A 22,843-nucleotide genomic window follows, 5' to 3' on the forward strand; every position below is an offset into this window, starting at 1 on the left:
CCTTCCCCTGCGTCTCGTCACATGAGCCCCTCGAATACCAGTCGATCGTGCCATGACCAGCGGGCCAGGACTAGACCCGCCCCCTCCCCTGGTGCCAGTTGTGGCGTGCCCCACCCCAACAGAGTGACTGGTTCTACCGCCCGCCCGGACCAGTGAGCCTCTTCCGTCGTCGGCTCGGGCTTCGGCCTCCCTGACCGTGGGCCGTGAGGTGGAAAGGGCTCACCACGGACCAGCACGGACCAGCACGGGCCGGATCAGGCGATGGGGTCCTCGGCCGTGGTGGGGCCGGCCTGCCCGGCGGGGCCGTTGGCCGGGCCGCGGGTGGCCCGGTCGGCGCGGGCCTCGACGTCGAACAGCCCGCCGGGGCCGGCCAGGCCCCCCAGCGCGGAGGTCAGCTCGCTCGGCACGATCCACAGCTTGCTCGCCTGCCCCTGAGCCAGCCGCGGCAGCATCTGCAGGTACTGGTAGGCGAGGAGCTTCTGGTCCGGGTCGCCCTCGTGGATGGCACCGAAGACCGTCCCGATCGCCTTCGCCTCACCTTCAGCGGCCAGGATCTGTGCCTCACGGTGGCCTTCCGCTCGCAGGATCGCGGCCTGCTTCTCGCCCTCCGCGCGAAGGATCTCGCTGGCCTTCACACCCTCGGCGGTCAGGATCGCGGCCCGACGGTCCCGCTCGGCCCGCATCTGCTTCTCCATGGAGTCCTGGATGGAGCGCGGCGGGTCGATCGCCTTCAGCTCGACCCGGTTCACCCGGATGCCCCACCGGCCGGTCGCCTCGTCGAGGACGCCGCGCAGCTGCCCGTTGATCTGGTCCCGCGAGGTCAGCGTCGCCTCCAGGTTCATGCCGCCGATCACGTTGCGCAGCGTGGTGACCGTGAGCTGCTCGATCGCGCGGATGAAGTCGGCGATCTCGTACGTCGCCGCACGCGGGTCGGTGACCTGGAAGTAGATGACCGTGTCGATGCCCACGACCAGGTTGTCCTCGGTGATGACCGGCTGCGGCGGAAAGCTCACGACCTGCTCCCGCAGGTCGATGCGTTCCCGGATCCGATCCACGATCGGCACCACGATCGCCAGCCCCGGCGTCAGCGTGCGGTGGTAGCGGCCCAGCCGCTCCACCACCATCGCCCGCGCCTGCGGAACGATCCGCACGGACCGAACCAGGAAGATCAGAACTACCAGCGCCACCACAGCGGCCGCGATGACTCCGCCCATCTCGGCTCCTTTCCTTGGTCAAGGCCGAGGTCCCGATCCCCGGCACACGTCCGAGACGATGCAACGGCACGCCCGGAACGGCCTAGGCGGGAGTCACCGGCCCGCCTGCGCCCGGCCCGCCGGAAGCGGGCCCCCCGGAACCGGGCCCGCCGGAACCCGGGTCGGGCGGGTCGAGGCCGGGCAGGTCGAGGCCGGGCGGCAGGTTCGGCTCGCTGCGGCAGACGACGGCCCGGGCGCCCTCGATCCGCAGCACCAGCACGGTCGCGCCGACGTCCAGCACGTCCGTGTCCGGGAACGATCGCGCGGACCAGACCTCGCCCGCCAGCCGCACCCGTCCGTCCCGCCCGTCGACCCGTTCGAGGACCTCCGCTCGCGCACCGACCAGCGCCTCCGTTCCGGTCCGCAGCTCCGGCCCCTGCTGGAGGTGGCGCCGCGCGACCGGCCGCAGGCCGAGGGTGAGGCCGGTCGAGGCGACGGCGAAGACGACGAGCTGTGCGATCAGATTCCCGCCCAGGGCGGCGACGCCCGCGCTGAGCAGAGCGGCGACCGAGAACATGATCAATATCAGGTCGAGGGTGAACAGCTCCCCCACCAGCAGGGCACCGGCCACGACGACCCAGACGACCTCATCCGCCATGGGACTCCCCCTCCCGCGGCCACGGCAGCAGCGATCGGCGAAACAACCGGGCACCCGACCGGGCGACCAGCCAAACGATCAACAAGAAACGCAGTGGTGGCAGCCAACGGCCGCCCGCGGTTCGCGCGCCAGCCGGTCACAGCCGGGTGGCGAGCCGTAGGCTTCGTGCGTATGTCGCAGGTCTGGCCAGGCAGCCCTTACCCCCTCGGCGCCACCTTTGACGGATCGGGCACCAACTTCGCGATCTTCTCCGAAGTCGCCGAGCGTGTCGAGCTCTGTCTGTTCGACGCCGCGGGTACCGAGCGGCGGATCGAGCTGCGGGAGCGCGACGCGTTCGTGTGGCACGCCTACCTGCCCGCCGTGCTGCCGGGGCAGCGGTACGGCTACCGTGTCCACGGGCCTCATGATCCCGCACGTGGCCACCGGTGCAACCCCAGCAAGCTTCTGCTGGATCCGTACGCCAAGGCGGTGGACGGCGAGGTCGACTGGGACCAGGCCGTCTTCGGCTACAACTTCGGCGATCCGGACAGCGTGAACACCGCGGACTCCGCGCCGCACATGATGAAGTCGGTGGTGATCAGCCCGTTCTTCGACTGGAACGGCGACCGCCCGCCCCGTCGCCCGTACCACGAGACGGTGATCTACGAAGCCCACGTGCGCGGTCTGACCATGCGCCACCAGGGCCTGCCCGAGGAGTACCGCGGCACCTACGCGGGGGTGGCGCATCCGGTGATGATCGACCACTATCACCGTCTGGGTGTGACGGCCATCGAGCTGCTGCCCGTCCACCAGTTCGTCCACGACGAGCACCTCGTCCGTCGCGGCCTGCGTAACTACTGGGGCTACAACTCCATCGCGTTCCTGGCGCCGCACAACGGCTACTCGTCCGCCGGCGGCGACGGGCGGCAGGTCCAGGAGTTCAAGTCCATGGTGCGCAACCTGCACGAGGCGGGCATCGAGGTGATCCTCGACGTGGTCTACAACCACACCGCCGAGGGAAACCACATGGGCCCGATGCTGTGCTTCCGCGGCATCGACAACCAGGCCTACTACCGGCTGGTCGACGACGACCAGAGGTACTACATGGACTACACCGGCACCGGGAACAGCATGCGGGTCCGGCATCCGCACGTCCTTCAGCTGATCATGGACTCACTGCGGTACTGGGTGACCGAGATGCATGTGGACGGATTCCGCTTCGACCTCGCGGCGACCCTGGCCAGGGAGTTCTACGACGTCGACCGGCTGTCCTCCTTCTTCGACCTCGTCCAGCAGGACCCGGTGGTCTCCCAGGTCAAGCTGATCGCCGAGCCGTGGGACCTGGGCGAAGGCGGCTACCAGGTCGGCAACTTCCCGCCGCTGTGGACCGAATGGAACGGAAAATACCGCGACACCGTCCGTGACTTCTGGCGCGGTCAGGACCACGGCATCGCCGAGTTCGCCTCCCGGCTGACCGGCTCCTCCGACCTCTACGAGAGCAGCGGCCGGCGGCCATCGGCATCCATCAACTTCATCACCGCCCACGACGGCTTCACCCTGCACGACCTGGTCTCCTACAACGACAAGCACAACGAGGCCAACGGCGAGGAGAACCGGGACGGCTCGGACGACAACCGGTCCTGGAACTGCGGGGTCGAGGGGCCCAGCGACGATCCCGTGATCAACCGTCTGCGGGGCGCCCAGGCGCGCAACCTGCTCACCACCCTGCTGCTCTCACAGGGGGTGCCCATGCTGGTGGCCGGCGACGAGATGGGCCGCACCCAGCACGGAAACAACAACGCCTACTGCCAGGACACCGCCGTCTCCTGGCTGGACTGGGCGGACGCCGAACGCAACGCCGATCTCGTCGAGTTCACCGCCCAGGTGGCCCATCTACGGCGGGCGCACCCGGTCTTCCAGCGTCGCCGGTACTTCCAGGGCGAGGCGGGCCGCGGCTCGGCCGGTGGAGGCTACAACGCTGCCGGCACCCGCGACGCAGCCGGCGACCACAACGCGGGTGAACAGCCGGGCGGCGCGGAAACCTCCGACCCGGCCGCGAAGGACATAGTCTGGCTTCGTCCCGACGGTAGCGAGATGTCCGACACCGACTGGGAGTCCGGCACGGCGCGCTCGCTCGGCTGCTATCTGAACGGGCACGGCATACCGGACCCCAACGCGCTCGGAGAGGCGATCGTCGACGACTCCTTCCTGCTGTTCTTCAACGCCCACCACGAGCCGATCCGGTTCGTGGTACCACCGGGCAACTTCGGCACCACCTGGGAGATCATCGTGGACACGCGCTCATCCAGCGCCGAGATCGCGGCGATGCTCGGTGGCGTCGGGGCTTATGCCACCGACGCCGAGCAGGTGATCAAGGCCGAGGATCCGCTCGAGATCGACGCTCGGGCCACCCTCGTGCTGCGCCGTGTCAGCTGACTGGCCCGGCGGCCCGGACCGGACCGGGCCCGCCGAGCGACACGCCCCCGACCGCCGTCGGGACGGCGGGGCCGGGCGAGGCGGCGGGCCCAGGCAGGGCGGCCCGCACGACGGCGGCGAGCGCCGGGGCATCCCCACCGGGACCTACCGGCTCCAGCTCCACATGGAGTTCGGATTCACCGACGCCGCCGTGATCATTCCGTACCTGTCGGCGCTGGGGGTCTCCCACCTCTACCTGTCGCCGATCCTCGAGGCGGCGCCCGGGTCGACGCACGGCTACGACGTCGTCGACCACACCCAGATCAACCCCGAGTTGGGCGGGCTCGGCGGCCTGCGCCGGCTGGTGGCGGCCGCCCGCCGCGCCGGGCTGGCCCTCATCGCGGACGTCGTCCCCAACCACATGGCCGTGCTGACGCCCGGAACGACGAACACGGCCTGGTGGTCGGTGCTGCGCGAGGGGCCGGACTCCCCCTACGCCTCCTGGTTCGACATCGACTGGGACTCCCCCGAGAACCCGGGGCGGGTGCTGCTGCCCCTGCTCGGCCAGTCGCTCGCCGACAGCCTCGCCGCCGACGAGATCAGCGTCGAGCAGGACGAGGACGGCGAATGGGTCATCGTCTACTACGACCACGTGCTCCCGGTCGCGGCGGGCACGGCCGACCCGTCCGACGTCGCGGCGACCCTGGACGCGCAGTACTACCGGCTGTGCTGGTGGCGCGTCGGCGGGACGGAGCTGAACTACCGCCGTTTCTTCGACATCTCCTCGCTCGCCGGGCTGCGGCAGGAGGACCCCGACGTCTTCGCCGCCACCCACCGCCTGCTGATCGAGCAGGTCCGCTCCGGCAACCTGGAGGGCCTGCGCATCGATCATCCGGACGGCCTCGCCGACCCGGAGGAATACCTGCGCCAGCTGTCCGACGCGACAGGCGGTGTCTGGACGGTGATCGAGAAGATCATCGAGCGTGAGGAGGCCCTGCCGGACAACTGGGCCTGCGACGGCACCACCGGCTACGACGCGCTGAACCGGCTGACCCGGCTCTTCCTGGACCCGGTGTCAGCCCGCACGATGGGCACCCTCTACACCGAGGTCACCGGCCGCTCCCCCGACTTCGCGCTGGTGGCCCGGCAGGCCAAGATGGACGTCCTGACCAGCGTGCTGCGGCCCGAGGTCGACCGGCTCACCGGCCTGGCGCTGGCCGAGGCCCGCCGCGACCGCGCCGACCTCACCCGGGCCGGCCTGCGGGAGGCGCTGCGGGAGGTCCTCGCCGCCTTCGAGGTGTACCGCGCCTACATCCGACCGGACGGAACACCGAGCCTGGAAGCCCGCGGGCACATCGTCCGGGCCTGCGAGCAGGCCCGGCTGACGCTGCCCGGCCGGACCAGCGAGATCGATCTCATCGAGGATCTGGCGCTGGCCGGGCCGCCCGAGTTCGTGGTGCGCTTCCAGCAGACCTGCGGCCCGGTGATGGCCAAGGGCGTCGAGGACACCGCCTTCTACCGGTACGTCCCGATGGTCGCGCTCAACGAGGTCGGGGGCGCTCCGGGCGACTTCCCGGCCTACCCGACCGGGCATCCGCGCAGCGCCGTCAACGAGTTCCACGAAGCCAACATCAGCACCCAGCGCACCTGGCCGCTGACCATGACCACCCTGTCCACCCACGACACCAAGCGCTCCGAGGACGTGCGGGCCCGGCTCGCCGTGCTGTCGGAGGACCCGCGGGGCTGGGCCGACATCGTGCGGCGGCTGGCCCGCCTGGGCGAGCGGCACGCCGACCCGGAAGCGGGCTGGCCCGATCCGGTCACGATGTACCTGCTGGTGCAGACCCTGGTCGGCGCGTGGCCGATCTCGGCCGAGCGGGTGTCCCAGTACATGGTCAAGGCGGTGCGGGAGGCCAAGCACTTCACCACCTGGGCGGACACCGACCCGTCGTACGAGGCGGCGCTGACCAACTACATCGAGGGCGCCCTGGAGGACGAGGACTTCGTCGCGGCCCTCGACACCTACGTCTCGACCCTGGTGGAGCTCGGCCGGCAGAACAGCCTCGCGCAGAAGCTGCTCCAGCTCACGATGCCCGGCATTCCGGACGTCTACCAGGGCCAGGAGCTGTGGGACCACTCGCTGGTCGATCCCGACAACCGGCGTCCGGTCAACTTCGGTGAGCGGACCAAGATGCTCACCGAGCTGGGCGTGGAGCCCGGATCCGAGCTCGCCGCCCCGAAACGCCCGCCCCTGCTCGACGACTCGGGCGCGGCGAAGCTGCTGGTCGTCGCGCGGGCGCTGCGCATCCGCCGGGACCATCCGGAGTGGTTCGGCGAGCACGGCAGCTACCGGCCGCTGTGGGCGTCCGGTTCGGCCGCCGAGCACGTGGTCGCGTTCTGCCGGGCGGAGTCGGTGGTCACCGTCGTCCCGCGGCTTGTGCTCGGGCTGCGGCGTGGCGGCGGCTGGCGTGACACCACCGTCACCCTTCCCGAGGGCCGCTGGGCCGACGTGCTCACCGGCCGCCGGCACGACGGTGGGACCGCCTACGTGCTGCGCCTGCTGCGTGACTTCCCGGTGAGCCTGCTGATCCGCACCCCGTAGTTCCAGGGTCGCCGTAGTTCCAGAGCATCCGTAGTTCCAGAGCATCCGTGGTTGCAGGACATCCACGGTTTCAGGACAGGAGACCATGAGCTACTTCCGGGTGTGGGCACCTGCCGCGAAGACCGTCAGCCTGGTCGTGTCGGACACGGTGCACCAGATGGCCGGTGCCCCCGACGGGTGGTGGACCGTCGAGGTGCCGTCCGCCCGGCACGGGACGGACTACGCCTACCTCCTCGATGACGGCGAGCAGGAGCTGCCCGACCCGCGGTCAGCCTGGCAGCCGCACGGGGTGCACGGCCGCTCCCGGCTCGTCGACCACGCCCGCTTCCCCTGGACGGACGTCCACTGGCGCGGGGTGCCGCTGGCCGGCAGCGTGCTCTACGAGCTCCACGTCGGCACGTTCACGCCGCAGGGCACCTTCGACGCGGCGATCGAGCGGCTCGACCACCTCGCGGACCTCGGTATCGACATCGTCGAGCTGCTGCCGGTCAACGCGTACCCGGGGCGGCACGGCTGGGGTTATGACGGGGTCGGGCTGTTCGCCGTCCATGAGCCCTATGGCGGCCCGGAGGGCCTCAAACGCTTCGTGGACGCCGCACACGCCCGCGGCCTCGGCGTGATCATGGACGTCGTCTACAACCATCTCGGACCGGACGGCAACTACCTCGGCCGGTTCGGCCCCTATTTCACCGACCGCTACAGCACCCCGTGGGGCCCGGCGGTCAACCTGGACACCCCCGGTTCGGACGAGGTCCGCGCGTTCATCATCGACAGCGCGCTGGCATGGCTGCGGGACTACCACTGCGACGGGCTACGCCTGGACGCGGTGCACGCGTTCGTCGACAACCGGGCCCGGCACCTGCTGGAGGAGATCTCCGACGCGGTGCACCGGCTCGGCACCCAGCAACGCCGTCCGCTGTTCGCGGTGGCGGAGTCCGACCTCAACGACCCGCGGATGATCACCGCACCCGAGGCGGGAGGCCACGGTCTCGACGGGCAGTGGGCGGACGACATCCACCACGCGCTGTGGTCCACCCTTTCCGGGGAACGGCAGGGCTACTACGGGGACTTCGGCTCGTTCGAGACGCTGAGCAAGGCGCTGAGCTCCGCGTTCGTCCATGACGGTGAGTACTCGACGTTCCGCGGTAGGGCCCACGGCCGGCCGGTGCCACGCCGGACACCGGCCTACCGGTTCGTCACGTTCCTGCAGAACCACGACCAGATCGGCAACCGGGCAACCGGTGACCGCGCCAGCGCCACGCTCAGCGACGGCCGGCTGCGCATCGGAGCCGCGCTGCTGCTCACCGCGCCGTTCACCCCGATGCTGTTCATGGGCGAGGAGTGGGGGGCCACCACACCGTGGCAGTACTTCACCGACCACACCGACCCGGGGCTCGCGGAGGCGGTGCGGACCGGGCGGCGCGGCGAGTTCGCCGCCCACGGGTGGGGGCCCCAGGACGTCCCCGACCCGCAGGACCCGGCGACCTTCGAACGGTCCCGGCTGGACTGGGTTGAACGTGACCAGCCCGGTCCCGCCTCGATGCTCGACTGGCACCGGCGCCTGATCGCCCTGCGCCGGCGGCTCCCGCAGCTCAGTGATCCCGCGCTGGATTCCGTGCGCTGCTCCTACGACGAGCGAGCGAACTGGTTCGTGCTGCGCCGGCTCTCCCGCGACGGTGACGTCGCCGTGGTGTGCAACCTGGGTACCGAGCGGCAGAGTGTGCCGGTGGACGGGGTGCCCTTCGACGCGCCGGCGGCCTCCCGGCCCGGCTTCACCTACATGCCCGGCCGGGTCGAACTGGCGGGCGAGTCCGTCGTCGTGGTGCGCCTGCTGCCGACGGCCTGACCCACTCGCCGGCCCGGCCGGCCCGACGGTCCGGTCGGTGGCCCGGTCGACGACCGGGCCTGCGGGCGGGTCGGCGGGCGGCTCAACGGCCGGGTCGGCGGACGGATCGACGGCGGGCCGCGTTGCGGTTCAGCAGGTAGTACAGCGAGCCGAGCCCGGCAAGGCTGACGATCAGAACACAGATCAGAAGCAGCACGTACGTGTTCACGCATTCATCCTGGCACTCCCGCGGGGACACCGACGGCGGCGGCCCGTGCGGCGCGGTGCTTTCGCCGGGTGCCCGCGGGCGTCTGGCGGGCCTGGCGAAAGCGCCTGCGGCCGGACACCGGTACCACCGGGTGCCGGCTACAGTCGGGCAGATGCGTGTCCTTCTGTCCACCAGCGCCCCTGCTGCCACGGGTGCCTTCGGGAGTACACACACAGAGGCGAGCGGAACCGTCGATCTCGACGCCGCGTACGCGCTGCCCGAGCCGGTGCCGGGCGTCCCCCACGTACGGTCCAACTTCGTCACCTCCGTCGACGGAGCCATCGAGATCGAAGGCCGGTCGGGCGGGCTCGGCGGACCAGCCGACCGGTTGGTGTTCCGCACCCTGCGCTGGCTGTCCGACGTGGTGCTGGTCGGCGCGGGCACCGTCCGAGTCGAGGACTACGGCCCTGTTCCCGTGCCGGCCGAACGCCAGGAGCGGCGGGTCGCCGAAGGACTTGCGGCCGTGCCCCCGGTCGCCGTCGTCAGCGGCCGGCTCGACCTCGACCCGCAGGCCCGGCTGTTCGGCGGGGCGGTACGCCCGCTGCTGCTGACCTCCGAGGCTGCACCGGCCCAGGCGCGGCGTGCCCTGGAACCGGTCGCGGACATCGTGATCTGTGGGGAACGGACCGTCGAGCCGCCGGCCGTGCTCGCCGCGCTCGCAGCCCGGGGCCTGCTGCGGGTGCTGACCGAGGGCGGCCCAAGCCTGCATGCCCAGTTCGCCCAGGCCGGGCTGTTGGACGAGGCCTGCGTGACGCTCGCTCCTGTGCTGGCCGGCCCGGGGCGGCTCGGGATGATGACCGGTCCGGCCTGGGCGACACCGCTCGGCCTGCGGCTCGTGCATGTGCTCGAGGAGAGCGACGTCCTCTTCCTGCGGCTCGCCCGGACGCCCGGTCCCGATGCCGATTCCGATCCCGACTCGGCCGGGCGGTGAGTTCCGGGACGCGGTCTCTGGACGACTTCACGTTGTCCACAGTCCGGGTCTGAAGCGGGCCGCCACCATCGGCCACGCCTAGCGTCGATCACGTCCTTCGAGGCCGTGCGACCGCCCCGCGGAACGCCGGCCCCGCCCTGACGGATCACTGCAACGGACGGCGGCACAATGCCCTCATCTCAGCCCGGCGCGGCACTCCAGGTCGACACAGCAACCCAGATCAACACAGCAACCCAGATCGGCGCAGCACCCCAGATCGGCACGGCACCCCAACCCGGCGTCCCGAACCGGTATCTGCAGGCGGTCGAGGCCGCGCTGGCGGCCGCCGTGGCGGGGCGCCAGGCGGTGTCCGACGCGTTCGATGTGCTGTTCATCGAGGCAACCGCGGGTGGCTGGCAGGGCCGGGTGGCGGACGACTGGTGGCGCCAGACCGCGGACCAGCGCGCGGCCGCCCTCGGCAATCTCGAGGCGTGCGTCACCGAGTGCCGCGGTCTGCTCGCCGGCCAGTCCGAGCTGGTGGGCCTCGACGACCCCCGGGCACGCCATCCCGGCCCGGCCCGGGCGGTGCCCATGGCGCCAGCCGGGCGCCGGTAGGCAGCGCAGGCAGCGGGCCAGGTCCACGCCCATGCCCATGTCAGGCGACCGCGTCGTCGTCGATCCCGAGACGCTGCAACGAATGATCAGCAAGCTGGGTGATCTCCGTGGCACCCTGCAGGCACAGGCGCAGGTACTGACGGCGCAGGTCGCCGCCGTTCCGCTGGCAGTGGACACACCGAACCGGCTGCGGGCCGTCGACACCTGGGCCGCGGAGCAGGAGGCCCGGCTGCACCGCCGCCTGGTGCTGGCACAGGCCGCCGACCCGGCGGTCCGGGACAGTCCACGTCTGGTCTTCCTGCCCACCTCGTCCGACCGGTATGAGACCTCCGAGCAGGCGTCAGGCGCTGGCCGAGCGCTCGCGGAGGAACTGCTGCGCCCCGATCCCGATCGCCCGGGCGGCCAGCGGATCACCACCGCCCTCACCGACCTCGGGGCACGGGTCGCCGACCCGGACTTCGTGGCCGGGTTCTTCGACCGGCTGGGTCCCACCGGCCTCGCCCGCCTGTTGTACCGGCTGTTCGTGCCGGCGGGGCCGGCCGCCCAGCAGCGGGCGGCGGTCATCCTCGGGCGTGGGCTCGCCACGTACAGCGGGGTGCGGGATCTGGCCGGGGGGTGGCTGCGTGGGTTCAATCGGGCGGGCCGTCCCGGCGAGGTCGAGACGTCCCTGCTGGGTCCGCTGCTGGCACACGGGCAGTTCGCGCCCGCGTTGCTCGAGCGCCTCGGGGATCTGTTCTTCGGCACGGCTGACGGCTCGCTGCACGACGCCGGCCTGCGGCCGGGCCCGCGGGGCACCGCCGACGGGAGCCGGTGGACCGCCGGTTCCATGCACCGGGACTACGCCGCCGCACTTCTGCGGGCGATCGCGGCACAGCCGCGACTGGCCGCGGAGTTCGCCACCCGCCACCTCTCCCATCTCCTGTCCGCGTCCCATCTGCAGGGTGGCGGCCTGGCCCGCGCCCTGCGCCCGGACGGCGACGCCTGGTCCGCGCAGCTCGAGCCCGCGCGCGCGGCCCTGATCGCCGCGGCGGGCGGCTCGGCGGCACGCCACGACCAGCCTGCCGCGGCGCGGGAGTTCGTCGTCCGGCTCGTCGAGATGACGGCCGGGCCCGATGCCGCGCACGTGTCCGCGCACATGCGGGCGGCTTTCGGCCAGATCCTCCACGCCTGGCGGGATGATCTCTACGCCGCGGTGACCTCTCCGCTGCCGCCCGACACCTCGGCACCGGGCCTGGGCCTCACGCCGGGGCAGTGGGCCACGCTGCTCCGCGAGAGCCTGCGCGGTGGCGCCAGCGCCCCGCTGCTGGCGGCCGACGCGGTGACCTTCGCCGCCGGTCTCGACCTGCGGGCGTGGGAGCAGACCCGCGGCTACAACCGGCCCGACACGGGCTACTACCCGGCCAGCCCGCGGGCCCTGGCCTACCACCAGTCCAACGAGGTGGCGACGTTCTTCGGGGCCGCTCTCACGGATGTGGCGGAGGCGGAGCTCCGTGACCACGCCGCGAACGTGGCGGCGCACCAGCGGCGCACCGCGGTGCTGCTGGACGTGCTGGCGGAGACCGTGAAATCGATCGACGCCACGAGCCTGGTACGCACCCTGGCGAATCTCGCCCGCGGGCTGACCGTCGAGATCGTCGAGGACCGGATCCGAAGGGCCACCGCGGACCAGCCCACCGGTCCCGCCCGGGAGGTCCTGGCGGAGCTGCGGGCCGGGCTGCGGCGCTTCCCTGACTGGCAGGCCCGCTACCGTGCCTCGGTCACGGACCTGTGGCGGCGCCGTGGCAGCGATCCGCTCCGGCCGGTCCTGGTCACGACGGCCGACGGCGCGACCCGCGTCTACACCGGCGATCCCCGCGCCGACGGCTTCATCGCGGGCCCGGCGGACGACTTCCTCGGCCCCACGGACGAGCCGATCGCCGTCGAGGCCATGAGCCGCGGCCAGCGGGCGGCCTACGAGCGCTGGCTGGCCAGCCCTGCGATCGTGGCGAACAACGACCGGGTCGCCTCGATACTCGGCGTGCTGCCCTCGGACGTGGTGCCCGGGTGGGCGCCGGACTGGGCCCGGCCGTGACCGCCGGCAGCCCGGGTCCGCGCGCCTCCCTCCGTGTCCGCGGCCGCGGCGGTGTCCGCGGCCGCGCCGGTCAACCGACCTTTCGGTCAGCCACCCGAACCACTCAGAACGTCGGCGATCTCGAACCCGATTGGGCGTTCGAGCTGCTCGTAGGTGCACTCGAGCGGATCACGGTCCGGGCGGAACCGAACGAACTGGGTGGTGTGCCGGAACCGCGGGCCCTCCATGTGGTCGTAGCGCACCTCGACGACACGCTCCGGGCGCAGCGGGACGAACGACAGGTCCCGGCCGCGGGCCCACCTGCTCTCCCCGGCGTCCCACGGAGTCCGCGTGGCCGCGCCGTCCGCGCCCTCGGTGCCGTCCGAGCCGCCGGGCCGGGCCCACGGGTGATCGTCGATCGCCGTCACCAGGGGCGCGAGCTCGCCGACCAGTTCGCGGCGGCGCGCCATCGGGAACGCCGAGGTGACCCCGACCGACAGCAGCGACGATCCGTCATAGAGCCCCAGCAGCAGGGAGCCGACCGCCGCCGGGTCGTTCTTGTACGGCCGGTAGCCGGCCACGACGCAGTCGGCCGTGCGCTCGTGCTTGACCTTGATCATGGCTCGTTTGTCTGGTTCGTAGTGCCCGGCCGGCGGCTTGGCGACCAGGCCGTCGAGCCCGGCGCCCTCGAAGCGCCGGAACCAGTCCGCGGCCAGGTCCGGGTCGTCCGTCGCCGGGGTGAGGTAGACACCAGCCGGAGGGCGGCCCGGCGGGAGCTGTGTGTCGGCCGGCCCGGACCCCGGCGGGGGCGAGCTCGCCACGCCTGGGCCCGTCCGGCCCGCGAGCAGGTCCTCCAGGGCTGCACGCCGCCGCGCGAGCGGCTCCCCGACCAGTGCCGTGTCACCGAGCGCGAGCAGGTCGAAGGCCACGAAGGACACCGGTGTCTCCCGCGCGAGCCGATCCACCCGGCTGGCCGCCGGATGAACGCGCTGGCTGAGCTCCTCGAAGTCGAGGCCGCCGGGGGCGATGACCACGATCTCGCCGTCCAGCACACAGCGTTCCGGCAGAACTGCCAGCAGGATCTCGACCAGCTCGGGAAAGTACCTGGTCATGGGCCGGGTGTTACGGGAGGTGATCTCCAGCTCCGCGCCGTCACGGAACACCAGCGCCCGGAATCCGTCCCATTTCGGCTCGTACAGCATGCCCGGTGGGATCGCGGACGCGGCCCGCGCGAGCATCGGCTTCACCGGCGGCATCACGGGAAGATCCATGTGCGGATACTCCCGCACCGCACCGGTCTGCCGCGAGCGTGTCGCGACCCGGAACGCGGCCGAGTGGCCGAGCCGCTACCGTCGCGAGTGTGAGCGCCACCTCCGACAACGACGTCGGCGCCTTCGCCCGGATGCCACGCCGAGGGCATGATGCGGCCGGTCTGTCCGCCACGTCCATCGAGTCCGACCACATCGCCGGGTCTGCGGGCCAGGCTCTCGCGCTTGTCGATCCCGGACGGGCCCGCGAGCTGCGGGCGGCGTCCATCGCCTGGCCCTCGGTCACGCTGGACCCGCATCAGCTCGCCGACCTCGAGCTGATGCTGCTCGGCGTGTTCGGGCCCGCGCCAAGCTACCTCGGCCAGCTTCGGCAGCCCGACGGCCCGCCGGTACCCAGCCTCCCCGTTGCGGCGGACGTCGCCGCCGGCCTGACCGTCGGCTCCGAGGTGGCCCTGCGTGACAGGGAAGGAGTGATGATCGCCGCGCTGCGGCTGCTGGCGGTCGAGCCCGTTGCCCAGCCGGCCGCCCCGGGCCCGTTGGAAGCCCCGGGCCCGTCTGAAGCCGCCGCCGACGGCACGGGGCGGGCTCTCCTGGTCGGCACCGTGCAGGGTCTCGAGCTGCCCGGGCACCCCGACTATCCGGCGCTGCGCCTCACCCCACCGCAACTGCGCGCCCAGCTCGCCGCGCGGGGCTGGACGGCTTCCGGCACCGGCGCGCCGTGGGCGGTGTGGGCCGACGGTCTGCTGCACACCGCGGACGTGGGTCGGATCCGGGCGCTGACCCGCCGGGGCAAGCACTGCGTGATCCTCGTCCCCGTCGGCGGCGCGGATCCGGCGGATGCCACCCATCACCTCCGCGTGCGCTGCCTGCTCGCCGCGCTGGACGCGATCGAGGCCCCGCTGCGCCCGACCGAGGCCACGCTGGCCCACGAGCCACTCGCGTCGGAGGCGGTCGCCAGGGGCGGCCGACGGAACCTTCCGCCGACGGGCCAGGCAGGTCCGTCCGGTCAGGGATCATCCGCCAGCCGGGCATCGCAGTCGCCCGGACCGCCGCAGCAACGCGGCATGCTCGTGCTGGTGCCGGTCGTCCCGGCGAGTCAGCTCGCGGCTCCCCGCGAGCCGACGATGAGCGCCACCTCGCCGGGCGGCCTCACCGACGAGCTCGACGCGGGCGGACCGGCGCTGGATGCGATGGCCGAGCTCACCGCGCTGCGCGCGCACCTGGCCGAGGTGTACGGCTGCGCCGGCAGTCTGACCGGGCCCGCCATCGGCGCTCCGGGTTCCGACGAGATCACCGCCCTGCTGGACGCCGGTGCTCCGCTGCCGGCCGAGCTGACCCCACCAACGGTGGCGGCCGAGCTGGTCCGTGCCGTGCCACCACGTTCCCGGCGGGGTCTCACGATCCTGTTCACCGGGCTGTCCGGCGCGGGCAAGTCGACGCTGGCGGGGCTGCTGGCCTGCCGGCTGCTCGAACGGGGCCGGCGGGTCACCCTGCTGGACGGGGACATCGTCCGGACACATCTGTCCCAGGGACTGGGCTTCTCCCGCGCCGACCGGGAAACGAACGTGCGCCGCATCGGCTTCGTCGCGGCCGAGGTCGCGGGCGCCGGCGGGACGGCGGTGTGCGCCCCGATCGCCCCCTATGGCGCGGTTCGGGAGCAGGTGCGGGCCATGAGCACCGCGCGCGGGGCGGGATTCGTCCTCGTCCACGTGTCGACCCCACGCGAGGTGTGCGAGGGGCGGGATCGCAAGGGCCTTTACGCCAAGGCACGGGCAGGTGTGATTCCCGCCTTCACCGGCGTGTCGGACCCCTATGAGGAACCCGTGGACGCCGAGGTCGTCGTGAACACGGCGGATCTGTCCGCGACCGAGGCCGTGGACCAGGTGGTCGCCCATCTGGTCCAGGCCGGCTGGGTCGAGCAGGCACCTCGGGACGAGGAGCCGCCTCAGTAGGCACCCTCGCGGCGCAGCACCGCGAACAGGGTCCGCCACAGGATGACGAAGTCCATCGCCAACGACCAGTTCTCGACGTACCGGAGGTCGAGCCGGACCGACTCGTCCCATTCCAGGTCGCTGCGGCCGCTGATCTGCCACAGGCCGGTCAGGCCGGGTTTGACCATCAGCCGACGGTAGACGTCGTCCTCGTAGCGGGCGACCTCCGACGGCAGCGGCGGCCGCGGACCGACCAGCGACATGCTTCCGTTGACCACGTTGAACAGCTGGGGAAGCTCGTCAAGCGACCACTTCCGCAGGAACTTGCCCACCTTGGTGATCCGCGGGTCGTCGCGCATCTTGAACAGCAGGCCCTCGGCCCGCTCGTTGTGGGACTCCAGCTCCGCCTTGCGCGCCTCGGCGTCGACGTACATCGAGCGGAACTTGTACATCCGGAACTCGGCACCGCCGCGGCCGACCCGCGTCTGCTTGAAGATGGCCGGGCCGCGGCTGGTCAGCCGCACCGCCAGGCCCAGCCCGATCAGCAGCGGCGAGAAGAGGAGGATCGCGACGGTGGCGACGAGACGGTCGAAGGCCATCTTCATCAGCCGCCGTGTCCCGCTGAGCTCGGGCTCCTCGATGTGCAGCAGCGGCAGGCCGGCGACCGGCCGGATGGAGATCCGCGGGCCCGTCACGTCGGTCAGCGCGGAACTGACCAGGACGTCCACATCGCTTCCCTCCAGCGCCCACAGCACCCGTCGCAGCGTCTCGCCGTCCATCTGGGGGCCGATCGCGACCGTGGTCGCGTGCGTCGCCTGAATGGCGGTGTGCAGGTTCTCCGAAGTGCCGACGATGGGGACACCGAGCAGGTCGAAGCCGCTGCGCTCGGGTCGGTCGTGGCTGTGCCGGCCGGGCAGCCGGTCCAGGCAGACCCCGACGACCGACCAGCCCGTGGTGGGGTCACGCTGCGCGAGCCGGACCAGGGTGGCCGCGGACTCACCCGCACCCACGACCAGCACCCGGTGCAGGCAACGCCCCTGGCGCCGCATCCTGTGCAGGATGCCGCGCCCGGCGGAGCGCCCCGCGACCGAGAGCAGTGTCGCGGCCGGGAAGGCGATGAGCACGTAGCTTCGGGCGATCTCCGCCTTGGTGGCGTACGAGGCGACCGCCACCAGCGCCGTGAGCCGGGCCGCGGCGTTCACGACCCGCCGGAACTCCTCGGATCCGCCGCCGAGGAACCTGCTCTCGTAGGCCCGGTTGAGCGACATCGACAGCACCCAGGCCAGCGGCAGCAGGACCGTCATCACGATGTAGGGCGTCGACGAGACGGGCTTGGTGTCGAACTCGACGACGTCACCGAAACGCACGAAGTAGGCGAGGCCCACCGAGAGCACACAGGCGACCGCGTCGAAGAGCACCAGCAACCGCACGTAGCGACGTTCCCAGCCGACCTGCGCGCGGTAGTTCTTCGGATCGGACGACGACTGGACCTGCGAGAACGCGAACTGCTCGACCCCCGGGCCGGCATGGCGCCCCCCGGCGGGACGGCTTGGCCCGCCGAACCCTCGCGGCCCGCCCGGCCCGTCCGGCCCGACCCGCGGGACAGGCCACGCCGGCGGGGCCGGTGCGGCCGCCCAGTCGTGGCGCGCCGAAGGCCCGGCGCGCCCCGGGCCGTCCTCGTCGTAGTAGTAGCCGCGCTCGTCATAACCGGGCTCGCCGTAACCAGGCTCGCCGTAGCCGCGCTCGTCCTGGTCGTAGTAGCCGCGAGCCTGGGGCACCACGCCCGTCGCGCTGGCCGGCCACGGGCTGCCGGACGGCCTGGGCTCGTCAGACCGCCGCCGCCCACCCCCGAATGATCTTGTTCCCCCGGACACATCCGTCACTGCAGGACCCCCCCTGGCCTTCGGCATGTCAGTTCTGATCGACGGACCGGGCGCGCGGCGACGACCCCCCAGGTACCCCCCCGCCGGGCCAATTGTCGATCAGGACTCACCTGCCGGTGTAGCGGTTCACTCATACACGTCCGGTCCTGTAGTCGGTACGCGCGGGCGCGGCCCCCCCACGCCCCGGCGGCTGCCGGGCGCGTATTCCCCACTGGCCTGTCCCCTCGCGGCTTCACCGACTCCGCCCTCCAGCGATCGTGTGACCCGGGCAGCCGCGCGGACGTCGCGACAGGCCTGGCGCGCGCGGTCTGGGCAACCGACGCGCAACCAGCGCCCGGCCTGGGCCGACGACGGCCTGCGCCAGCCCCGACATGCGGCGCTCGATGGTCAGGCGGCCACGTTACCGGCACGCGCACCACAGCGGACCATCGCCCCGCCCAGCCCGAACGCCTTCTTCACGACAGCTGGCCGACAGACCCCACCGGAACACTGGTAACCAACAGTGACGACAGCCGAATTACCAGCCAGTAACGCTGTGTGAAACAGGCGTCCGATCACCCGAAATACGCTGCACTGCACCTACCCTGCGGCTCCACGCATTGACGAGTAGCAGACAGAAACCCACGGCGATGCTACTGTCAGTCATGGCCGGTCCGGGGCGCACCCGGCCGCCGACCATCGATCACCCGGGCCCCGACGGGCCCGGCGGAGATCGGTGGGCTCTGCCCGCCCAGGTCGACTGCGTCACCTGGCCGTGGGGGCAGCAACGGGGCGGTCGGCGCCTGCCGGACGGGTGGGGGCGCCCGGGCAGGTGCCGACCTCTCCTGTCACACAGGCGGTATGGGCCCGCCTGCGGAGGAATGTGACGAGGCCTTCAGGCCGCTACGGGAGCGCCGCGACGACATCCGCGAGGGGCTTGCGTGCCCCGCTGTAGAACGGCGTCTCGAGTCGGGTATGACGCCGCGTCGCACTGGCACGAAGGTGGCGGATGCAGTCCACGATCCGGTGCAGCTCGTCGGCCTCGAAGGCGAGCAGCCACTCGTAGTCACCGAGGCCGAAGGCCGCGACCGTGTTCGCACGGACATCCTCGTACTCGCGGCCCATCATCCCGTGCTCGGCGAGCAGGCCGCGCCGCTCGTAGTCGGGAAGCAGATACCACTCGAGCGAACGGTTGAACGGATAGACGCAGATGTAGTCGCGCGGGTCCTCCCGGCGGACATACGCCGGAATGTGGTTCCGGTTGAACTCGGCCGGCCGGTGCAGACCCACCGAGGACCACACCGGCTCGAGGCAGCGCCCCAGACCGGTCTGCCGGAACCGCTGGTAGGTCTCCTGCAGAAGATCCGGATTCGGCGAGGTCCACCAGATCATCACGTCGGCGTCGGCCCGATAGCCGGAGATCTCGTAGATACCGCGGGTGTACACGTCCTTGGCCAGCGCACCCTCAAGGAGCGCGGCGACCTCCGTGACGATCTCCGCACGGTCCGCGGGCAGCGGACGCCGGGCAGCGAAGACCGACCAACCGGTGTAGAGCAGTTCGTCGTTGAGCTCCCGCGCCGAGGAGGTACCACTGTGCTGCGGTGAGGTACCGCCGCGCTGGACGTCGTCGCCTGTTGACATGCCACCATTGTCCACCCCGGCCGCCCGGTGGCGAGTGCTCACCGCCCACCACCGCGCGGGTGCTCCCGACCCCGCCCGGCGCCCGGGCTCCCGGCAGGCTCTCGGGCTCCCGGCCGGGGCTCACGCTCCCGGCCGGGGCTCACGCTCCCGCCGGCTCCGACTCCGTCGCCGCCGCGCCTCCGGCGGGCAGCCCGACGGCCACCGCCGCCGCGGCGGCCTCCCCGGACCGGATGCACGCGGGGATGCCGACCCCGTCGTAGCCCGCGCCGGCCAGCGCGAGACCTGCGGGCAACGACCGGCGAACGGCCGCGATCCGGCCCAGGTGGCCCGGCAGGTACTGCGGCAACGCACCGCCCCAACGACTGACCCGGCCGGCGACGGGACGTGCGATCATCCCGGTCACCTGGGCGACCTCCGCCGCGACCACCCCGATCAGCTCGGTGTCGCCGCGCCGCAGCTCACCCTCGGCGCCGGCACGGCCGACGCTGGCCCGCACGACCGTGAGATCACTGCCAGCGGCCACGTGCGGCCACTTCGCGGACATGTAGGTCACGGCCTTGATCGACAACCCGGCTCGGGACGGCACCAGCAGCCCGCTGCCCGCGGGCGGCGTCACCCCCCGGTAGAGCAGGGTGACCAGGCCCACCGACGCGTACGGCACGCCGGCCAGCGGCGCCGCCGCGTGCGGCGCGATCGGGGAGAGCAGGTCCCGCGCCGCGCCCGCCGGCACCGCGATGATCACCGCATCGGCGGCGAACGGAGGCGGCGCCTCCCCACCGCCGATCGGTTCGCAGCGCACCTGCCAGCCATCCGAGGTCTGCCGCAGCTCGCGGGCCATCAGGCCGGTACGCACGATCGCGCCGCTGGTGTCGGACACCCGCTGTGCGAACGCGCCGAGCCCGCCGCGCAGCGAGGCGAACACCGGCGTGTGCGCCGGTGCCGGGCCGGTCCGTGCCCGCACCCGGTGCGCGCCGAGCAGCAGCGACCGGTCCTCCGTCGCGATCGGGGTGAGCTGGGGCACGGTCGCCTGCAGCGAGAGCGCGTCGGCCCGGCCGGCGTACACCCCGCCCAGCAGCGGATCGACCAGCCGGTCGACGATCTCCCGCCCCACCCTGGCACCGACGTAGCCGCCCACGGTCGGATCGTCGGGCAGCGTCGTCCGCGGCAGCACCAGATCGGCGGCGGCCCGCAGCAGCCCCCACGGCGAGAGCACCCGCGACCGCACCAGGCCGAGGGCGTCCGTGGGGACGCCCAGCAGTGTGTTGGGCGGAATCGGTCGACGCCGGCCACCCACCCAAAGCGCGGCGGCGGTCGTGGCCGGATGGACGATCGCGTGCCCGAGACCGACGTGCCGCGCCAGCCGCAGCCCCTCCGGCACGCGCGTCAGGAAGGACTCCGCGCCCTCCTCCACGGCGAGCCCCTCGATCGGGGTCGTGCGCAGCTTGCCGCCGACCCGGTCACCAGCCTCGATCACGGTGACCTCGGCCTTGCCCGCCAGAGCGTTCGCGGCCGCCAGGCCCGCGATGCCCCCACCAATGATCACGACCCGCACGTGTCTCCAGCCCCTTCAGCCGTCACCGGTCCGGCCGCCTCCGACGTGTGTCCGTCGAGCGCGAAGGCGGCGGCCTCGCGCTGACGGACCCGTCGGGTGCCGCGGTCGACCTTCAGTCTTGTCGGTGGATCCGGTTCCGCGGTGCCGCGGGTCTCCTCAGCACACCGCTCGCCCGCGTGGGCGGCCCTCTCCACGGGTGTCCGTCCCGGTACCCGCCACGGCCACGCCGCCACGCGCGCCGGATGGCCCGTCCGGGCGATCCCCCGGAGGGGCCATCAGAACCGGTGGACGAGGTCCACGATCAAAATTGGTGGACGAGGTCCACGATGTGCGCGAGCACGCCCGGGTCGCTCTCCGGCAGCACGCCGTGGCCGAGGTTGAAGATGTGGCCGGGCGCCGCGGCGCCGCGGCGGCAGACATCGCGCACCTTCTCGGCCAGCAGGTCGCCCGGGGCGAAGACCGCGGCTGGGTCGAGGTTGCCCTGCACGGACCGGCCGGGGCCGATGCGCTTGACGGCCTCGTCCAGCGGGACCCGCCAGTCGACCCCGACGACGTCCGCGCCGACCTCGCCCATCGCGCCGAGCAGCTGCCCGGTGTTCACGCCGAAGTGGATGCGCGGGATGCCGTCGTCGGCGAAGGCCGCCAGCACCCGGGAGCTGTGCGGGGCCACGTAGCGCCGGTAGTCGTCCTCGCTGAGCGCGCCGGCCCACGAGTCGAACAGCTGGACGGCGTCCGCGCCGGCGTCGACCTGCACCCGCAGGAACGCCGCGGTGATGTCGGCCAGCCGGCCGAGCAGGTCGTGCCACAGTTCGGGCTCGGAGTACATCAGGGCCTTGGTCCTGATGTGGCTGCGGCTCGGCCCTCCCTCGATGAGGTAGCTGGCCAGGGTGAACGGGGCGCCCGCGAAGCCGATCAGCGGTGTCGTGCCGAGCTCGCGGATCAGCGAGCCCACGGCCGTCCGCACATAGGGCACGTCGTCCGGTTCGAGCGGGCGCAGGATGTCCAGGTCGGCCCGGGACCGGACCGGGTGGGCCACCACGGGGCCGACTCCGGCGACGATGTCGACGTCCACGCCGACCGCGGCGAGCGGCAGCACGATGTCGGAGAAGAAGATCGCCGCGTCGGGGCGGAACCGGCGGATCGGCTGCAGCGTGATCTCGGTGACCAGGTCCGGGTTCCGGCAGGAGTCGAGCATCGCCGTGTTGGCGCGCAGCGCACGGTATTCGGGCAGCACCCGACCGGCCTGCCGCATGAACCAGACAGGTACCCGGTCCGGGCGGTCCCCGGCCGCGGCGCGCAGAAACGGCGATGTCGCGACGATGTCGCGACGTCGGGGCGGAGCCCCCTCACGGGGCGGCGCGACGGCGGTGTTTCCGAGGGACATAGCCCGATCGTTGCACGACGGGCGAGCAGATGCCGGGTTGGGCACACGACTGTGTGCGATATCTTCTACTGGCAGTAGAAGCCAATCGGGTGAACGGTAGCCGGGCGGCTAGGGCACCACTGGGCGCCGAGCCTGTCACCGACCCCGCAGAGACCACAGCGGGCCGCGGCCTGACCGCGGCGACCGTCGAGGAGATTCCCGATGACCGACCCTTCCGCTCGGGACGGTTTCTGGCCGGTGGGCGCCACGCGCGTCGTCTCGCTGGCGGAGGCCGTCTCCTTCGTGCTGCTGCTGGTGGCGAGCGCGATCAAGTACGGCGCGGACGAGCCGATCGGGGTCCGGATCCTCGGGCCGACGCACGGCACCCTGTTCATCGCGTACTGCCTGTTGGTGCTGTACGTGTCGGTGCTGCGGCAGTGGAAGATCGGGCGCACCCTGCTCGCCCTCGGTGCGTCCGTGGTGCCCTTCGCGCCCTTCTTCGTGGAACGCCACTGGCTGCGGCCGCTCGACGCCTCCACCGCGGGCGGGCCGGGTGCGTCCGGCGCAACCGCCTGAATCACCCACACTCTCGCGGATGGGGCTTCGGCCCCGCACCGCGCACAGCCGCCCGCACGCGACACGCCGGTGGGAATGCGCGGAGAACCGCACCACCCGTGGCACCGTCAGTCCAGTCGGAATGTGCGACAACGG

Annotated in this window: 16 protein-coding genes; 8 read left to right on the plus strand and 8 right to left on the minus strand. The window is 72.3% G+C overall.

The window, feature by feature from the left end:
- Positions 1 to 254 precede the first annotated feature (254 nt).
- Entirely contained in the window at positions 255 to 1,214 is a 960-nt protein-coding gene (locus tag AWX74_RS11505; RefSeq protein ID WP_091274871.1) for an SPFH domain-containing protein, read from the minus strand.
- An 82-nt stretch (positions 1,215 to 1,296) separates the two neighbouring features.
- Entirely contained in the window at positions 1,297 to 1,851 is a 555-nt protein-coding gene (locus AWX74_RS11510) for an NfeD family protein (RefSeq protein WP_091274875.1), read from the minus strand.
- Positions 1,852 to 2,022: 171 nt separating this feature from the next.
- On the opposite strand from AWX74_RS11510, the gene glgX reads away from it, so the two are divergent.
- From glgX to treZ, 3 genes are all read left to right on the plus strand, one after another.
- Positions 2,023 to 4,266 (plus strand): glycogen debranching protein GlgX, encoded by a 2,244-nt coding sequence (gene glgX, locus AWX74_RS11515; RefSeq protein WP_091275698.1) that lies wholly within the window; start codon positions 2,023 to 2,025, stop codon positions 4,264 to 4,266.
- Positions 4,267 to 4,429: 163 nt separating this feature from the next.
- Positions 4,430 to 6,847, plus strand: a complete 2,418-nt coding sequence (gene treY, locus AWX74_RS11520; RefSeq protein ID WP_226932013.1) for a malto-oligosyltrehalose synthase — start codon at positions 4,430 to 4,432, stop codon at positions 6,845 to 6,847.
- A gap of 85 nt (positions 6,848 to 6,932) precedes the next feature.
- Positions 6,933 to 8,693: a malto-oligosyltrehalose trehalohydrolase gene (gene treZ, locus AWX74_RS11525; protein ID WP_091274882.1), complete on the plus strand. Its 1,761-nt coding sequence runs from the start codon at positions 6,933 to 6,935 to the stop codon at positions 8,691 to 8,693.
- An 82-nt stretch (positions 8,694 to 8,775) separates the two neighbouring features.
- Here the strand turns inward: treZ and AWX74_RS42000 are convergent, their stop codons facing one another.
- The gene (locus tag AWX74_RS42000; protein ID WP_278184626.1) at positions 8,776 to 8,901 is read right to left on the minus strand and encodes a hypothetical protein; all 126 of its coding nucleotides are present in this window, start codon (positions 8,899 to 8,901) and stop codon (positions 8,776 to 8,778) included.
- A gap of 151 nt (positions 8,902 to 9,052) precedes the next feature.
- On the opposite strand from AWX74_RS42000, the gene AWX74_RS11530 reads away from it, so the two are divergent.
- From AWX74_RS11530 to AWX74_RS11540, 3 genes are all read left to right on the plus strand, one after another.
- A complete protein-coding gene (locus tag AWX74_RS11530) occupies positions 9,053 to 9,871 on the plus strand; it encodes a pyrimidine reductase family protein (RefSeq protein ID WP_091275701.1) in 819 nt (272 codons plus the stop codon).
- A gap of 168 nt (positions 9,872 to 10,039) precedes the next feature.
- Positions 10,040 to 10,465, plus strand: coding sequence for a hypothetical protein (locus AWX74_RS11535; protein ID WP_226930972.1), 426 nt, complete (start codon positions 10,040 to 10,042; stop codon positions 10,463 to 10,465).
- 31 nt (positions 10,466 to 10,496) lie between these two features.
- A complete protein-coding gene (locus AWX74_RS11540) occupies positions 10,497 to 12,536 on the plus strand; it encodes a hypothetical protein (protein WP_091274886.1) in 2,040 nt (679 codons plus the stop codon).
- 86 nt (positions 12,537 to 12,622) lie between these two features.
- On the opposite strand, the gene AWX74_RS11545 is transcribed toward AWX74_RS11540, so the two are convergent.
- Entirely contained in the window at positions 12,623 to 13,786 is a 1,164-nt protein-coding gene (locus tag AWX74_RS11545) for an ATP-dependent DNA ligase (protein WP_091274890.1), read from the minus strand.
- Between the two features lie 89 nt (positions 13,787 to 13,875).
- Here AWX74_RS11545 and cysC point away from each other — a divergent pair, with 89 nt between their 5' ends.
- Positions 13,876 to 15,735 carry an adenylyl-sulfate kinase gene (cysC, locus tag AWX74_RS11550; protein ID WP_091274893.1) on the plus strand — a complete coding sequence of 620 codons (1,860 nt, stop codon included), beginning with the start codon at positions 13,876 to 13,878 and terminating at the stop codon, positions 15,733 to 15,735.
- Here cysC and AWX74_RS11555 read toward each other — a convergent pair.
- The 4 genes from AWX74_RS11555 to hemE form a co-directional block, all read right to left on the minus strand.
- Complete coding sequence (locus AWX74_RS11555) at positions 15,729 to 17,624, minus strand: sugar transferase (RefSeq protein WP_242666181.1); 1,896 nt, start codon at positions 17,622 to 17,624, stop codon at positions 15,729 to 15,731. The genes cysC and AWX74_RS11555 overlap by 7 nt on opposite strands.
- Before the next feature lie 855 nt (positions 17,625 to 18,479).
- Positions 18,480 to 19,217 (minus strand): hydrogen peroxide-dependent heme synthase, encoded by a 738-nt coding sequence (gene hemQ, locus AWX74_RS11560; RefSeq protein WP_054565764.1) that lies wholly within the window; start codon positions 19,215 to 19,217, stop codon positions 18,480 to 18,482.
- 139 nt (positions 19,218 to 19,356) lie between these two features.
- Positions 19,357 to 20,760, minus strand: coding sequence for a protoporphyrinogen oxidase (gene hemG / locus AWX74_RS11565; protein ID WP_479724495.1), 1,404 nt, complete (start codon positions 20,758 to 20,760; stop codon positions 19,357 to 19,359).
- Between the two features lie 310 nt (positions 20,761 to 21,070).
- Positions 21,071 to 22,153 (minus strand): uroporphyrinogen decarboxylase, encoded by a 1,083-nt coding sequence (hemE, locus tag AWX74_RS11570; RefSeq protein WP_091274900.1) that lies wholly within the window; start codon positions 22,151 to 22,153, stop codon positions 21,071 to 21,073.
- 201 nt (positions 22,154 to 22,354) lie between these two features.
- Here hemE and AWX74_RS11575 point away from each other — a divergent pair, with 201 nt between their 5' ends.
- Positions 22,355 to 22,708 carry a DUF3817 domain-containing protein gene (locus AWX74_RS11575; protein WP_091274903.1) on the plus strand — a complete coding sequence of 118 codons (354 nt, stop codon included), beginning with the start codon at positions 22,355 to 22,357 and terminating at the stop codon, positions 22,706 to 22,708.
- Positions 22,709 to 22,843: the final 135 nt, after the last annotated feature.

The sequence above is a fragment of the Parafrankia irregularis genome, assembly GCF_001536285.1.
Lineage (GTDB): Bacteria > Actinomycetota > Actinomycetes > Frankiales > Frankiaceae > Parafrankia > Parafrankia irregularis.

Coding starts and splice junctions, on each gene's coding strand:
- AWX74_RS11505 (WP_091274871.1), bottom strand. CDS start 1,214: ATGGGCGGAGTCATCGCGGCCGCTGTGGTGGCGCTGGTAGTTCTGATC.
- AWX74_RS11510 (WP_091274875.1), bottom strand. CDS start 1,851: ATGGCGGATGAGGTCGTCTGGGTCGTCGTGGCCGGTGCCCTGCTGGTG.
- glgX (WP_091275698.1), top strand. CDS start 2,023: ATGTCGCAGGTCTGGCCAGGCAGCCCTTACCCCCTCGGCGCCACCTTT.
- treY (WP_226932013.1), top strand. CDS start 4,430: ATGGAGTTCGGATTCACCGACGCCGCCGTGATCATTCCGTACCTGTCG.
- treZ (WP_091274882.1), top strand. CDS start 6,933: ATGAGCTACTTCCGGGTGTGGGCACCTGCCGCGAAGACCGTCAGCCTG.
- AWX74_RS11530 (WP_091275701.1), top strand. CDS start 9,053: ATGCGTGTCCTTCTGTCCACCAGCGCCCCTGCTGCCACGGGTGCCTTC.
- AWX74_RS11535 (WP_226930972.1), top strand. CDS start 10,040: ATGCCCTCATCTCAGCCCGGCGCGGCACTCCAGGTCGACACAGCAACC.
- AWX74_RS11540 (WP_091274886.1), top strand. CDS start 10,497: ATGCCCATGTCAGGCGACCGCGTCGTCGTCGATCCCGAGACGCTGCAA.
- AWX74_RS11545 (WP_091274890.1), bottom strand. CDS start 13,786: ATGGATCTTCCCGTGATGCCGCCGGTGAAGCCGATGCTCGCGCGGGCC.
- AWX74_RS11555 (WP_242666181.1), bottom strand. CDS start 17,624: ATGCCGAAGGCCAGGGGGGGTCCTGCAGTGACGGATGTGTCCGGGGGA.
- hemQ (WP_054565764.1), bottom strand. CDS start 19,217: ATGTCAACAGGCGACGACGTCCAGCGCGGCGGTACCTCACCGCAGCAC.
- hemE (WP_091274900.1), bottom strand. CDS start 22,153: ATGTCCCTCGGAAACACCGCCGTCGCGCCGCCCCGTGAGGGGGCTCCG.
- AWX74_RS11575 (WP_091274903.1), top strand. CDS start 22,355: ATGACCGACCCTTCCGCTCGGGACGGTTTCTGGCCGGTGGGCGCCACG.